The following is a 13,817-nucleotide window of genomic DNA, read 5'->3' as shown; positions in this document are numbered from 1 at the left end:
TACACTGCCTCGTCCGCCGAGATCGCATTCCGGGACGACATCGAAGTCAGCGCCATCCAGCGCCGACTGCCCCACCCCACCGTCAGAGGAACTAAATGAAACGTCGATCGAAGAAACTGCCCTGGTACGTATTCGCGCCGGCACTCCTGCTCGCAGGCACGGCGCACGCCCAGCAGAGCATCACGCTATACGGGCTGATAGACGAAGGCCTCAACTTCACGAGCAATGCAGGCGGTCATCGCGCCTGGCAGATGTCGAGCGGAGACACATTCGGCAGCCGATGGGGCTTGAAAGGCAGTGAAGACCTTGGCGGCGGCGACAAGGCCATCTTCCAGCTCGAAAACGGCTTCAACGTGAACAGCGGCAAGCTCGGTCAGGATTCGAGCATGTTCGGCCGTCAAGCGTTCGTGGGCCTGTCGTCGTCACGGTATGGCACGCTCACGCTCGGACGCCAGTACGATACCAGCGTCGACGCGCTCGGCTTCGGCGGCATCACGGCGGCCGGCAACTGGGCCGGCGACATCGCGACCCACCCGTTCGACAACGACAATACGGACTGGGATTTCCGCGTCAACAATGCCGTCAAGTACGTGACCCCGACATACCGCGGACTCACCGCGGAAGCAATGTACGGCTTCAGCAACCAGCCCGGCGGATTCTCGAACAATCGCGTCTGGGGCGCCACGCTGAACTACCAGAGCGGCAACCTGACTGCGGCGGCGTCCTACCTGAAGCTCAACAATCCCGGGCTCGCGGCGGGTGGCGCGGTCAACAGTGGCGATCTCTTCAACGGCTCGTCGCAGCAGGACATCGGCGTAGCGGCTTCCTACCAGTTTACCCACGTACTCGTCGGCGCCGCGTGGTCCCATGTCGATGTCTACAACCCCGCCGGCAATGCGTGGATCGACAATACCGCCCTGCAAAACGGCGCGACGTGGAACGCTTGGAAATTCGACAACTTCGAACTCAATGCTCAGTATTACTTTACTCATGCCCTCTGGCTGGGAGCGTCCTACACGTTTACCATCGCGCATCTGTACACGTCCGACACGAAATATGTCCCCAAGTGGCACCAGATCGGCATGATGCTCGACTATGACCTGAGCAAGCGCACTTCGCTGTATCTGCAAGGCGCGTGGCAGCATGTCGTCAGCGCCCGTACCGGGACCAGCTTTGACGATGCCCAGATCGTGGACGCGTCGGCTGGCGCGTCGTCAGGGCCAAACCAGATGGTCTATCGCATGGGCATGGTGCATCGCTTCTAACCCGTCAGAGTCCCGCACCGGAACCCGCTCGGCGCGGCTTCGGTGCGGGCGCCGGTGAGTCGATCGAAACCGCTGCGAATTCCCTTCAGGAATTCGCCCGATTACACCCGGGCGCATGCACTCAGCCTTCGTGTGGAATACCTTCGATCGGGCACTCCGGCGTACCAGGCGTTGTGCGCGTGAGCGCTTCGACACGGCGACGCGTGGCGTCCGGATCCGTAATCCAGTCGCGATAGAACCCGAACGGGCACTCCGCGACGCCGTTCACGCCGTCGCCGGAGTTGATCGTGCCGGTGTACCCGCGATGCAGCAGCTTGTATAGATGATTCTGCGACTGCATGTTGCGCCGCGCGTCGCGAATCATGCCGAGCGACAGCTCCGCATACTGCACGCCCATTTCCTCCTCGCCGCATTCGCCGAGCGTGCGCCCGTCGAACCCGACGATCGCCGAATGGCCGAAGTACGAATACACGCCGTCCCAGCCGGTGGCGTTGGCCACTGCGACGTAGGTGTTGTTCATCCACGCCATCGCCTTCGCGACCATCACCTGCTGCTCTTTCGCCGGGTACATATAGCCCTGGCAGCGCACGATCAGCTCGGCGCCATTCATCGCGCAGTCGCGCCAGATCTCCGGATAATTGCCGTCATCGCAGATGATCAGGCTGATCTTGAGGCCCTTCGGGCCGTCCGTCACATAGGTGCGGTCGCCCGGATACCAGCCTTCGATCGGTGTCCACGGCATGATCTTGCGATACTTCTGCACGATCTCGCCGCGATTGTCGATCAGCACGAGCGTGTTGTACGGTACCTTGTGCGGATGCGCTTCGTGGCGCTCGCCCGTGATCGAAAACACCCCCCACACGTTGGCCTTGCGGCATGCCGCCGCGAAGATATCCGTCTCTTCGCCGGGGATCGTCGACGCCGTATCGAACATCTCCTGACGGTCGTACATGATGCCGTGGGTCGAATACTCGGGGAACACCACGAGATCCATGCCCGGCAAACCCTGCTTCATGCCGACCACCATGTCGGCGATACGGCGCGCGTTGTCGAGCACCTCCGCCTTCGTGTGCAGACGCGGCATCTTGTAGTTGACCACCGCGACACCCACACAATCGCGGCTACTCGAAATATCACCATGTCGCATGACGCTTTCCTCCTCGAACACGTACACGTTGACGCCGCGCGCGACGGCCGCTGCTTCCAGGCATCGACTCGCGCGCGGCACACCTTAGTGGCTGATCATCCACGGCCGTCCCGCCGGCCGCTTGAGGCCGTCCGACGCCGTGCCTGCAAGCTTCGCCGCGCCGCCCGAACAGCAACTGCAACCGGCCCGATGGCGCAGTGGCGGCCCGTCGCCGGACTGACGCGGCGCGTGCGCGGCACGCTCGTTGGTCGCGTGTGCGGCACGGCGTGCCCCGCCCATCAGCGCGAGCGAGGGCGCGCTGACGACACGGTCGCCTTGCGCGCCGCAGTCGGGGCAGCAGCTTGGTTGTTCGCGATCCGCGATGCGGCGCATGACGGAGAACGGCCCGCAGCTTGCGCATTCGAAGTCGTAGATTGGCATGACGGCCTCCTGTTCTTGCGTGATTTCAGTGTGTCGCTCACGCCTTCGCGAGATCCGGCGAACACGGCAGATCCACCCCGCCCTGGATGTACCGGATCGGGCCGTCGGCATTCGGGCGAATGTCGAAGTCGAAGATCTGCGTGGGCAGCCACAAGGTCGCGCATGCGTTCGGAATGTCCACCACGCCGCTGATATGCCCCTGCACCGGCGCGCAGCCCAGCAGTGAATACGCCTGCGCGCCCGAATAACCGAATTTCTTCAGATACTCGATGGCGTTCAGACACGCCTGGCGATACGCGGTGGTGACGTCGAGATAATGCTGGCCGCCCTGCTCGTCGACGGAAATGCCCTCGAAAATCAGGTAGTCGTTATAGGTCGGCGTGATCGGGCTGGGCTGAAAGACGGGGTTGCGGATACCGTATTTCGCCATGCCGCCCTTGATGAGATTCACGCGCATATGCACCCAGCCGGCCATTTCGATCGCGCCGCAGAACGTGATCTCGCCGTCGCCCTGGCTGAAGTGCAGGTCGCCGACCGACAGGCCCGCGCCATCCACGTACACCGGGAAAAACACCTTCGAGCCGCGCGACAGATCCTTGATGTCGCAATTGCCGCCATGCTCGCGCGGCGGCACCGTGCGCGCGCCTTGCGCGGCGGCCTGGTCGCGCGCGTCGCCCGCGAGCTTGCCCATGTGCGCGGTGGCCGCGAACGGCGGATTCGCGAGCGGCGGCACGCGCTCCGGCGCAGTGGCGATCAGGCCGGTTTCGCGCGCGTTCCAGGTTTCCAGCAGAGTCGGATCGGGCAGGCAGCCGATCAAGCCGGGGTGAATCAGGCCCGCGAAATTCACGCCCGGAATATGGCGCGAGCTCGTGTAGACACCATGAAAATCCCAGATCGATTTCTGCGCGCTGGGGAAATGATCGGTGAGAAAGCCGCCGCCGTTCGTCTTCGAAAAGAAGCCGTTGAAGCCCCATTGGCTATCGGCCTTCGCGCCGATGTCGAGCAGGTCGACCACCAGCAGGTCGCCGGGCTCCGCGCCGTGCACGCCCACCGGGCCGGACAGAAAGTGCACGATCGACAGGTCGATGTCGCGCACGTCGTCGGCGCTGTCGTCGTTCTTGATGAAGCCGCCGGTCCAGTCGTAGGTTTCGAGGATGAAATCGTCGCCGGGCTTGACCCAGCAGGCCATCGGAATGTCGGGGTGCCAGCGATTGTGCACCTGTTCGTTTTCGTAGGCCGACTGGTTCAGATCGACCTTGATGAGAGTCTCGGGCATGACGTTCGCTCCTTGGGTTCGCGGATTGACATACGGCGCGGCGCGCGAACGCCGCGCCGCGCTCAGACGGACAGGTACTCGCGGATGCGGTCGGTGTCGCCCGCATCGCGCGTACTTTGGTGCACGAAGCGCCCACCCTCGATCACGAACAGGCGGTCGGCCACGTCGAGCGCGAAGCTCAGCACCTGCTCCGACACGACGATGGCGATATTGCGGCTCGTGCGAATCTGGTTGAGCGCCTTGGCGATGTCCTTGATGACGGACGGCTGGATGCCTTCGGTCGGCTCATCGAGCAGCAGCACTTTCGGGTCGGTCGCGAGCGCACGCGCGATCGCGAGTTGCTGTTGCTGGCCGCCCGACAGATTGCCGCCCTTGCGCTTTCTCATGTCGAACAGCACCGGAAACAACGCGTAGAGCTCGTCGGGCACGCGTTGGCTCGGTGCGTTTTCGAGGCCCGTCTGGATGTTTTCCTCGACGGTCAGCGACGCGAAAATCTGCCGTCCTTGCGGCACGTAGCCGATGCCCTTCGACACGCGGCGGTAGCTCTCGTCCTTCGAGACGTCGGCGCCGGCCACGCGCACCGTGCCGCGATTGGCGGGCAGCATGCCGATCAGCGCCTTGAACAGCGTCGTCTTGCCCATGCCGTTGCGGCCCATCACGGCCACGCTTTCGCCTTGCGCGACGGCAAAGTCGATGCCGTGCAGCACCTCGCTCTGGCCGTAGCTGACGACGAGATCGTCGACTTCCAGCATGATGTGTTCTCCGTGTTGTCGTCCGGTGGCGGACTCAGTGGCCCAGGTAGACGTCGATCACGCGCGGGTCGGCCTGCACCTGCGCCATCGGGCCTTCCGCGAGAATCTTCCCCTGATGCATGACCGTGACCTTGTGCGCGATGCGCTCCACGAAAGCCATGTCGTGCTCGATCACGATCATCGAGCGATTGCGGCAGATGCGGTCGAGCAGTTCGGCCGTCAGTTCGCGCTCGCGCACGCTCATGCCCGCGATCGGTTCGTCGAGCATCAGCAGTTCGGGGTCCTGCATGAGCAGCATGCCGATTTCGAGCCACTGTTTCTGGCCGTGCGAAAGCAGCCCGGCTTCCATATCGAGTGTGGCGGAGAGGCCGATTTCATCGGCCACGTCGCGCACGCGATCGGCCACTTCGGTATCCTCGCGATAGGCGAGCGCGCCGAACACGCTGCGGCCGCGCGGAAACGACACTTCGAGGTTCTGCGCGACGCTCAGGTTTTCGTAGATCGACGGCGTCTGGAACTTGCGGCCGATCCCTTGACGCACGCGGCGGAATTCCGCAAGACGCGTGATTTCCTCGTTGCGGAACTTGATGCTGCCCGCCGTTTCCTTCGTCTTGCCGCAGATGAGATCGAGCAGCGTGGTCTTGCCCGCGCCGTTCGGGCCGATCACCACCCGCAGCTCGCCGCGTTCGAGATAGAGATTGAGCGAATCGATCGCCTTGAAGCCGTCGAACGACACGGTCAGGTCTTCGATCGCGAGCAGAAAGTCGGTATTGCTCATGCTTCACGCCTCCTTGTTCGCCACGCCGAGCAGCCGCCGCACGCGCGGGCGCACATGCTCGTCGTAGAGGCCCGCCAGCCCGTTCGGAAACACCATCACCACGCCGATGAACATCGCCGCCATCAGATAGAGCCAGAGGTTCGGAAAGCTCTCCGAGAACCAGCTCTTGCCGAGATTGACGAGGATCGCGCCGTACACCGCGCCGACCAGCGACATGCGCCCGCCGATGGCCGCGTAGATCACCATTTCGATCGACGGCACGATGCCGACGAACGACGGCGACATGAAACCCACCTGCAGCGTGAACATCGCGCCGCCGATGGCCGCGAGCATCGCCGCGAGACAGAACGCGAACACCTTGAACATCGCGACGTCGTAGCCCGAGAAGCGCACGCGGTCTTCCTTGTCGCGCATCGCGAGCAGCAGCGTGCCGAGCTTGCTGCGCTGAACCCAGCGGCCGACGAGCAGCGCACCGATCAACAGCGTGGCGTTCACGAAATACAGCACGAGCTTCGCGTGATCGGTGCGGATGTCCCAGCCGAGCAGCGTGCGCAGATCGGTGATGCCGTTCACGCCGCCCGTATAGCCTTGCTGGCCGATGATCAGCACCGAGAGGATCAGCGCGACCGCCTGCGTGATGATCGCGAAGTACACGCCGCCCACGCGCCGCTTGAACATCGCGTAGCCGATCACGAACGCGAGCGCCGTCGGCACGACGAGCACCGCGAGGATCGAGAACGGCAACGAGTGAAACGGCTTCCACCACGTGGGCAGCGCGGTGAGCTGGTTCCAGTCCATGAAGTCGGGAATGCCGGGCGTAGTCTGCGTGTGCGTGGCGGCCGGATCGGACGCCTCGAGCTTGAGAAACATCGCCATCGCGTAACCGCCGAGGCCGAAGAACACGCCCTGGCCTAGACTGAGCACCCCGCCGTAGCCCCACGCGATCACGAGGCCGATCGCCACGAACGCATAGGTCAGGTACTTGCCCATCAGGTTCAGGCGGAACGTGTCGAGCGCGAGCGGAAACACGACCACGATCAGCAGCGCGAGCAGCACGATGCCCGCGTAGCCCGACGCGTCGAGCCGCGCGACGCGAGCGCGCCAGCCGGCCGGCGGCGCGCCCGGGCGGGATCGCGGGGATACGGTGCCCGCCGCGGGTTGGATGGGTTCCATGTCCATCTCTCCAGTCGAATGAAGCTGTGAATGACGCGCGTTCATCGACGCACGCTTAAACGCGCCGCACCTTCGACGCGAACAGGCCCTGCGGGCGCAGCATGAGAATCACCACGACGGTGAGCAGCGTGAGCACGCGCGCTATCGATCCCGACAGGAAGAACTCGCTGATCGACTGCATCTGCGCGATGCCGAACGCCGACGCCACGGTACCGAGCAAGCTGGCCGCGCCGCCGAACGTCACGACGAGAAACGAATCGACGATATAGAGCGAGCCGCTCGTCGGTCCCGTCGAGCCGATGGCCGTGAAGGCCGCGCCCGCCACGCCCGCGATGCCGCAGCCGATCGCGAACGTCATGCGATCGGTGCGCCGCGTGTTGATGCCCGCCGCGTTCGCCATCGGCCGGTTCGCGACCGTGGCGCGCACGCGCAAGCCCCACCGCGAGCGATAGAGCGCGAGCAGCAGGCCGCCCGTCATCAGCAGCGCGAGGCCCATCACGAACATGCCGCTCACCGGAATGTCGAGGCCGGGCGTAGGTTCCCACGAACCCATCAGCCAGTCGGGCAGCGCCGGACTCACCTCCTTCGGCCCGAAGGTCGAGCGGAACACCTGCTGCATGCCGAGGCTCAGGCCCCAGGTGGCGAGCAGCGTGTCGAGCGGGCGCTTGTAGAGATGGCGGATCAGCGCCCATTCGGCGAGCCAGCCCGCCGCGAAGGCCAGCGCGAACGCCGCGACAATCGCGAAGAAGAAATACACGGGCGTGAGCGCGTGCCAGACGTTCTGCGAAAACCACGAAAACAGGTAGACCGTATAGGCGCCGATCGTCATGAATTCGCCGTGCGCCATGTTGATCACGCCCATCTGGCCGAAGATCACGGCGAGCCCGAGCCCCATCAGGAGCAGGACGCTGAAGAGGCTCAGACCGGCGAAGCCCTGCATCAGCGTGATGTTGAAAATATCGGTAGCGGACATCGAACGCTCCTCGCGCGGCGGCGTCATCGGCCGCCGCGCCGCTGCGGTTGACGGATTACATGTAGCCCTTGGGGAACGGATTCGGCTGGATCGGCTGCTCCGACTGCGCGACGACCTTGAACTGGCCGTCCGCCTGGCCCTGGCCGATCAGCGAGCGGCTCCACAGATGGTGGTTCGCATCGACCTTCGCGTAGCCTTGCGGCGCGTTCGCCACTTCGATGCCGGCCGAATGCGCGACCACCTTGTCCACGTCGAAGCTGCCCGCGCGCTCGCACGCAGCCTTCCAGATCCACGGGCCGAGATAGGCGGCCTGGGTCACGTCGCCGATCACCGACTTCTGGCCGTAGCGCGCCTTGAACGCCACGACGAACTTCTTGTTGTTGTCGTTATCGAGCGACTGGAAGTACTTCATCGACGAATAGAAGCCCGCGAAGTTGTCGCCGCCGATGCCGAGCACTTCGTCCTCGGTCACCGACAGCGTCAGCAGGAACTGCTTCTGCGGCGTGATGCCCGCGGCCTTGAGCTGCTTGTAGAACGCCACGTTCGAGCCGCCCACCACGGTCGCGAAGATGCAGTCCGGGCGCGCCAGCTTGATCTTGTTCATCAGCGACGCGAATTCGGTCGTGCCGAGCGGGTAATACTCCTCGCCCACCACCTTCGCGTGCAGATGCTGTTCGATATGACGGCGCGCGATCTTGTTGGACGTGCGCGGCCAGATGTAGTCGGAGCCGATCAGGAAGAAGGTCTTGGCCTTCTTCGTGTTCGAGGCCCAGTCGAGCGCCCAGACAATCTGCTGGGTCGCTTCCTGGCCCGTGTAGAACACGTTCTTCGACTGTTCGAGGCCTTCGTAGAAGGTCGGGTAATACAGCAGGCCGTTGTCCTTCTCGAACACCGGCAGCACCGCCTTGCGCGAGGCCGAGGTCCAGCAGCCGAACACGGCCGCGACGTGGTCGTTCTCCAGCAGCTTCTTCGACTTTTCGGCGAAGGTCGGCCAGTCGGACGCGCCGTCTTCCTGGATGATCTGGATCTTGCGGCCCAGCACGCCGCCCATCGCGTTGATCTGTTCGATGGCGAGGCGCTCGGCCTGGATCGAGCCGGTTTCGGAAATCGCCATCGTGCCCGTGGCCGAGTGCAGTTGGCCGACCGTCACCGTGGTGTCCGTGACCGCGAGGCGCGTGGTGTTGACCTTCGCCGTGGGCGGCGTCTGCGCATACGCGCCGCGCGGCAGGCCCAGCGCCATCAGCGGCGCGGCGGCGAGACCGCCGAGCATTTTCCGGCGCAGCGGCGAAGGCATCCGGGCATCGTCATCGAATCGATCGTCTGCTGACATCACGTTCTCCTTATCGGGTGCCCGGCGCGGGTCGCTGCGGGCTGGGTCGAGGTTGGACGCAATGTAGGAAGCCAATTTGAGGATCGGAATACGTCAATCGACGTATTCCCGGTGCGCGGGCTGGAATGTAATTTGCATTGCAGGGCGCTCCTGAGCGGCGTGGTCCGCCGTTGTGCCGTCCGCGCCCCGCTCGTGCCGCTTTCGCACCATTTCGGATCATCGTCATGTCCCAGAGTCACCCGTCAGTGGGCGCGCCCGGTACGCAACGCATCGTCAAGGTGCGCCGCGACTACAACGCCTGGGTCGGCGACGAAACCCTCGAGGACTATGCGCTGCGCTTCACGCCGCGCTCGTTCCGGCGCTGGTCGGAGCTGCGCGTGGCCAATACGGCGATCGGCGCGGTGTCGTTTCTGGTGCTGGAAGCGATCGGCGGCAGTCTCGTCGTCAATTACGGCTTCACGAACGCGGTCTGGGCCATTGCGGCCGTCTCCGTGCTGATCTGGCTCACCAGCTTGCCCATCAGCTATTACGCGGCGCGCTACGGCGTGGACATGGACCTGCTCACGCGCGGCGCGGGCTTCGGCTATATCGGCTCGACGGTCACGTCACTGCTGTATGCGGTGTTCACGTTCATTTTCTTCGCGCTCGAAGCGGCCATCATGTCGCTCGCGCTTCAGCTGTATTTCCATATTTCGCTGGCGATCGCCTACGTCGTGAGTTCGCTCGTGGTGATTCCGATCGTCATGTTCGGGATCACGCTGATCAACCGCCTGCAAAGCTGGACGCAGCCGCTGTGGCTCGTCCTGTTCGTGCTGCCCTACGCAGCCGTGCTGTGGCGCCATTCCGACCTGATCGCGCAATGGACCACCTTCGCGGGCTTCGCGCCGCAAGGCCGCGCTTTCAGCCTGATCGCGTTCGGTCAAGCGTCGACGGTCGTGTTCGCGCTGATCGTGCAGGTGGGTGAACAGGTGGACTATCTGCGCTTCCTGCCGCCGCTCACCGCGAAGAACCGCACGCGCTGGTGGTTCGCGTTGCTCTCGACGGGGCCGGGCTGGATCGTGCCCGGCGCGCTCAAGATGCTGGGCGGCGCATTGCTCGCCTTCATCGCGCTGCAGTACGAAGTCGATTCTGCCCACGCCACCCAGCCGACGCAGATGTACCTCGTCGCCTATCATCTGCTGCTCGATCCGTTGGGGCTCGCGAGCTGGGCGCTGCCCGCGATGACGCTGTTCGTGATCGTCTCGCAGTTGAAGATCAACGTGACCAATGCCTATGCGGGCTCGCTCGCGTGGTCCAATTTTTTCGCGCGGCTCACGCACAGCCATCCGGGCCGCGTGGTATGGCTCGTGTTCAACGTCATGATCGCGTTGCTGCTCGTCGAAATGGGCGTGTTCGATGCGATCGCCAAGGTGCTGTCGCTCTACGCGAACATCGCGATCGCGTGGATCGGCGCGTTGTTCGCCGATCTCGTCATCAACAAGCCGCTCGGCTATAGCCCGCGACATATCGAGTTCAAGCGCGCGCATCTCTACGACGTGAACCCCGTGGGCGTCGGTGCGATGCTGATCGCGGCCGCCGTCGCGATGCTCGCGCACAGCGGCCTGTTCGGCGTGCTCGCCCAGGCGATGTCGTCGTTCATCGCGTTCGGTGCGGCGTTCGCCTGCGCGCCGCTGCTCGCGGTACTCACCCGCGGCCGCTATTACATTGCCCGCGCCGCGCAACCGACCGGCGACGCCACTTCGCTGCGCTGCGCGATTTGCGAAAACACCTTCGAACCCGACGATACGGCGCATTGCCCGGCCTATGGCGGCACGATCTGCTCGCTGTGCTGCTCGCTCGATTCGCGCTGCCACGATCGCTGCAAGCCGCACGCACGCTTCGCGTCGCAGGCCGACCGCGCGCTGCATCGCGTGCTGCCGGGCGCGCGGCTCGGCCCCGCCGCGCTGCGCCTCGTTCACTATGCGAGCCTCGTGCTGGCCATGCTCGCGGTGCTGGGCAGCGTGCTCTATCTGATCTGGGCGCAGAGCGCGACTTCGATGCGCGCCGCCGGGCCATCGATCGCTCATGCGCTTTCGGGCAGCTTTCTGAATATCTTTCTCGCGCTCTCGCTGGTGGGCTGCATCGCGGCCTGGTGGTTCGTGCTGGAGCGCGAAAACCGCCGCGTCACGCAGGAAGAGTCGCAGCGGCAAAACGAATTGCTGATGCTCGAAATCGACGCGCATCAGAAAACCGACGCGGCGCTCAAGCGCGCGACCGCCGCCGCGGAATCGGCCAACCAGGCCAAGAGCCGTTACGTGTCCGGCTTGAGCCACGAGCTGCGCACGCCGCTGAACAGCATTCTCGGCTACGCACAGTTACTGCTGCAGGCGAAGGAAGAACTCACGCCCATGCGCTACAACGCCGTGCGCACGATCCATCGCAGCGGCGAGCATCTGCTCGCGCTCGTCGACGGCCTGCTCGACATCGCGCGCATCGAGGCGGGCAAGCTTCAGTTGAACGTCGCCAAGGTATCCCTCGCCGATTTCGTCGCGCACCTGACGTCGATGCTGCGTCCGCAGGCGCTCGAAAAGGCGCTCGCCTTCGACGTGCAGACAGTCGGTCGGCTGCCCGCCACCGTGCGCACCGACCAGAAGTGCATGAGCCAGATCCTCACCAACCTGATCGGCAATGCGATCCGCTTCACGTCGAGCGGCACGATCACGCTGCGCGTCAGCCACGTGCTCGATACGCTCAAATTCGAGGTGATCGATACCGGCCCCGGCATCCCGCCCGCCGAACTGGAGCGCCTGTTCCTGCCGTTCGAACGCGGCGAAGCGGCCCATGCGTACGATCACGGCGCCGGTCTCGGGCTCACGATCTGCCGCCTGCTCACGCAAGCGCTCGGCGGCAGCCTGGAAGTGGACAGCGAAGTCGGGCACGGCACGCGCTTCGTGGTGCGCCTGTTCGCCCCGGCCGTCGACGCGGCGGCCGAAACCCACGCCGAACTCGCGTCGATTCGCGGCTATACGGGCGCGCGCCGCACCATTCTCGTGGTGGACGACCTCGACGATCAGCGCGACATCGTCGTGCAATTGCTCACGCCGCTCGGCTTCGACGTCGCTGAAGCCGCCAGCGGCACCGATGCGCTGCGCTGGCTGGCGATGCACACGGCCGACGCGATCATCATGGATATTTCGATGCCGCTGATGGACGGTTACGAAACCAGCCGCCTGATCTCCGAGAATCAGTTGTCGAACGCGCCCATCGTGCTGCTCTCCGCGAACGCATTCGCCGACGACCGCGATCGGGCGAGCGCGACCGGATGCAAGGGCTATCTGGTGAAACCGCTGCAGGTGAATCTGCTGCTCGACAAGCTCGCGCAACTGCTGGCGCTCGACTGGATCGCATCGGACGCCGGCGCCAGCGCGCGACCGGCGGCGACACAGCCGCCCACGCCCGCCGTGTGGCCACGCGAGCTCATCGAACATCTGCATGCGCATCTCGAAGTCGGCTACGTACAGGGCGTGATCGAAGCGCTCGACGCTGCCCGCGAGGCCCGGCCCGGATTGCGGGATCAAATCGACGCGTTGCGCTCGTTGGCGGAACGTTTTCAGCTAAGGGAACTCGAGCATGAACTTGACCGACTCGCGCGCGGCGCGAACGCGTGACCCGCACACCACGATCGCGGCCTCCCCGATCGCCGGCGACCCGGCCGCGTGGCTGCGCGAAGGGCCCATGATCCTGATCGTCGACGACACGCCGGAGAACCTCGCCTTTCTTTCCGACACGCTGCAGGCGCACGGCTACGTGGTGATCGTCGCGCTGTCCGGCGAGGATGCGCTCAAACGCCTCGCGCGCGTGACACCCGACGTGGTGTTGCTCGACGCGATGATGCCCGACATGGACGGCTTCGAAACATGCGTGCGGATCAAGCAGGATGGACGCCACGAGCATCTGCCCGTCATCTTCATGACTGCGTTGACGGAGAGCGAACATGTCGTACGCGGCTTTCGTGTAGGCGGCATCGATTACGTGACCAAGCCGGTGCAGCCCGAGGAATTGTGCGCACGCATCGGCGCCCATGTACGGCGTTCACGTGCGCAGTTGTACGCGGAGGCGGCACTGTCGCTCGACACGCGCGCGGCGCTGATCGTCGGCGCGGACGGCACGATTCGGTGGCAGAGCCCGCAGGCTGCGCGTCATATCGCTGCATACACGACCGCGCATGACGCCCCCGCCGATGCCCGGCAACCCACGACCGCACGCGATACCGACGCGCCGACGCAGCTGCCCGCGCTACTGCGCACGTGGTTCGTCGACTGGCTCGCGCGCGGCGCCCCGGGCGACGCCGTGCACGAATTCAGCTCGGGCCCGATACGCCGCTCGGCCAGCGCGACGCGCGGCCCGGAACCGGGCGAATGGATCGTGATCCTCAAGGAAAGAGACGACACCGTGCATTGCAATGCACTCGCCGAACGCTTCGGCTTGACCATGCGGGAGGCCGAAGTGCTGCTCTGGGTGTCGCACGGCAAGACGAACCGCGATATCGGCGACATTCTGGGCATCGCCGCGCGCACGGTGAACAAGCATCTCGAACACCTGTTCCGCAAGCTCCATGTCGAGACCCGTGCGGGCGCGGCCGCCGCGGCGATCAAGATGCTCGAGCGCACGTGACAGGGCGGCATCGCCGGATCGTCAACTTGCCGCACCCTTATCGGGCCGCC

General features: G+C 64.8%; 11 protein-coding genes. 3 read left to right on the top strand and 8 right to left on the bottom strand.

The window, feature by feature from the left end; genetic code table 11:
• Positions 1 to 95: 95 nt before the first annotated feature.
• Positions 96 to 1,265 (top strand): porin, encoded by a 1,170-nt coding sequence (locus AP428_RS19105; protein WP_011547494.1) that lies wholly within the window; start codon positions 96 to 98, stop codon positions 1,263 to 1,265.
• 121 nt (positions 1,266 to 1,386) lie between these two features.
• On the opposite strand, the gene AP428_RS19100 is transcribed toward AP428_RS19105, so the two are convergent.
• The 8 genes from AP428_RS19100 to urtA all read right to left on the bottom strand — a co-directional run bounded on the left by AP428_RS19100 (position 1,387) and on the right by urtA (position 9,114).
• Complete coding sequence (locus tag AP428_RS19100) at positions 1,387 to 2,412, bottom strand: aliphatic amidase (protein WP_011547493.1); 1,026 nt, start codon at positions 2,410 to 2,412, stop codon at positions 1,387 to 1,389.
• An 84-nt stretch (positions 2,413 to 2,496) separates the two neighbouring features.
• Positions 2,497 to 2,832, bottom strand: coding sequence for an FmdB family zinc ribbon protein (locus tag AP428_RS19095; protein ID WP_011547492.1), 336 nt, complete (start codon positions 2,830 to 2,832; stop codon positions 2,497 to 2,499).
• A gap of 37 nt (positions 2,833 to 2,869) precedes the next feature.
• Positions 2,870 to 4,108: a formamidase gene (fmdA, locus tag AP428_RS19090; protein WP_006478798.1), complete on the bottom strand. Its 1,239-nt coding sequence runs from the start codon at positions 4,106 to 4,108 to the stop codon at positions 2,870 to 2,872.
• A 62-nt stretch (positions 4,109 to 4,170) separates the two neighbouring features.
• A complete protein-coding gene (urtE, locus tag AP428_RS19085; protein ID WP_006478797.1) occupies positions 4,171 to 4,860 on the bottom strand; it encodes an urea ABC transporter ATP-binding subunit UrtE in 690 nt (229 codons plus the stop codon).
• A 34-nt stretch (positions 4,861 to 4,894) separates the two neighbouring features.
• The gene (urtD, locus tag AP428_RS19080) at positions 4,895 to 5,638 is read right to left on the bottom strand and encodes an urea ABC transporter ATP-binding protein UrtD (protein WP_006478796.1); all 744 of its coding nucleotides are present in this window, start codon (positions 5,636 to 5,638) and stop codon (positions 4,895 to 4,897) included.
• 3 nt (positions 5,639 to 5,641) lie between these two features.
• On the bottom strand, positions 5,642 to 6,811 hold the full coding sequence (urtC, locus tag AP428_RS19075) for an urea ABC transporter permease subunit UrtC (RefSeq protein WP_011694773.1): 1,170 nt from the start codon (positions 6,809 to 6,811) through the stop codon (positions 5,642 to 5,644).
• A gap of 55 nt (positions 6,812 to 6,866) precedes the next feature.
• Positions 6,867 to 7,784 (bottom strand): urea ABC transporter permease subunit UrtB, encoded by a 918-nt coding sequence (urtB, locus tag AP428_RS19070; RefSeq protein WP_011547490.1) that lies wholly within the window; start codon positions 7,782 to 7,784, stop codon positions 6,867 to 6,869.
• Positions 7,785 to 7,839: 55 nt separating this feature from the next.
• Complete coding sequence (urtA, locus tag AP428_RS19065) at positions 7,840 to 9,114, bottom strand: urea ABC transporter substrate-binding protein (RefSeq protein WP_011547489.1); 1,275 nt, start codon at positions 9,112 to 9,114, stop codon at positions 7,840 to 7,842.
• A 224-nt stretch (positions 9,115 to 9,338) separates the two neighbouring features.
• On the opposite strand from urtA, the gene AP428_RS19060 reads away from it, so the two are divergent.
• Positions 9,339 to 12,761: an ATP-binding protein gene (locus tag AP428_RS19060; protein WP_011547488.1), complete on the top strand. Its 3,423-nt coding sequence runs from the start codon at positions 9,339 to 9,341 to the stop codon at positions 12,759 to 12,761.
• A gap of 67 nt (positions 12,762 to 12,828) precedes the next feature.
• The gene (locus AP428_RS19055) at positions 12,829 to 13,767 is read left to right on the top strand and encodes a response regulator transcription factor (RefSeq protein WP_011547487.1); all 939 of its coding nucleotides are present in this window, start codon (positions 12,829 to 12,831) and stop codon (positions 13,765 to 13,767) included.
• The last annotated feature ends 50 nt before the right edge of the window (positions 13,768 to 13,817 follow it).

The sequence above is a fragment of the Burkholderia sp. E168m22 genome (assembly GCF_001319805.1).
GTDB lineage: Bacteria > Pseudomonadota > Gammaproteobacteria > Burkholderiales > Burkholderiaceae > Burkholderia > Burkholderia orbicola.
The sequence above is the reverse complement of the archived record's forward strand: the minus strand, read 5'-3'. Positions and strand labels throughout refer to the sequence as shown.

Excerpts from the sequence above, each read along its gene's own strand:
- AP428_RS19095 (WP_011547492.1), bottom strand. The coding sequence starts at position 2,832 with ATGCCAATCTACGACTTCGAATGCGCAAGCTGCGGGCCGTTCTCCGTC.
- AP428_RS19055 (WP_011547487.1), top strand. The coding sequence starts at position 12,829 with ATGATCCTGATCGTCGACGACACGCCGGAGAACCTCGCCTTTCTTTCC.
- AP428_RS19105 (WP_011547494.1), top strand. The coding sequence starts at position 96 with ATGAAACGTCGATCGAAGAAACTGCCCTGGTACGTATTCGCGCCGGCA.
- urtC (WP_011694773.1), bottom strand. The coding sequence starts at position 6,811 with ATGGAACCCATCCAACCCGCGGCGGGCACCGTATCCCCGCGATCCCGC.
- urtD (WP_006478796.1), bottom strand. The coding sequence starts at position 5,638 with ATGAGCAATACCGACTTTCTGCTCGCGATCGAAGACCTGACCGTGTCG.
- urtB (WP_011547490.1), bottom strand. The coding sequence starts at position 7,784 with ATGTCCGCTACCGATATTTTCAACATCACGCTGATGCAGGGCTTCGCC.
- AP428_RS19060 (WP_011547488.1), top strand. The coding sequence starts at position 9,339 with ATGTCCCAGAGTCACCCGTCAGTGGGCGCGCCCGGTACGCAACGCATC.
- AP428_RS19100 (WP_011547493.1), bottom strand. The coding sequence starts at position 2,412 with ATGCGACATGGTGATATTTCGAGTAGCCGCGATTGTGTGGGTGTCGCG.
- fmdA (WP_006478798.1), bottom strand. The coding sequence starts at position 4,108 with ATGCCCGAGACTCTCATCAAGGTCGATCTGAACCAGTCGGCCTACGAA.
- urtE (WP_006478797.1), bottom strand. The coding sequence starts at position 4,860 with ATGCTGGAAGTCGACGATCTCGTCGTCAGCTACGGCCAGAGCGAGGTG.
- urtA (WP_011547489.1), bottom strand. The coding sequence starts at position 9,114 with ATGTCAGCAGACGATCGATTCGATGACGATGCCCGGATGCCTTCGCCG.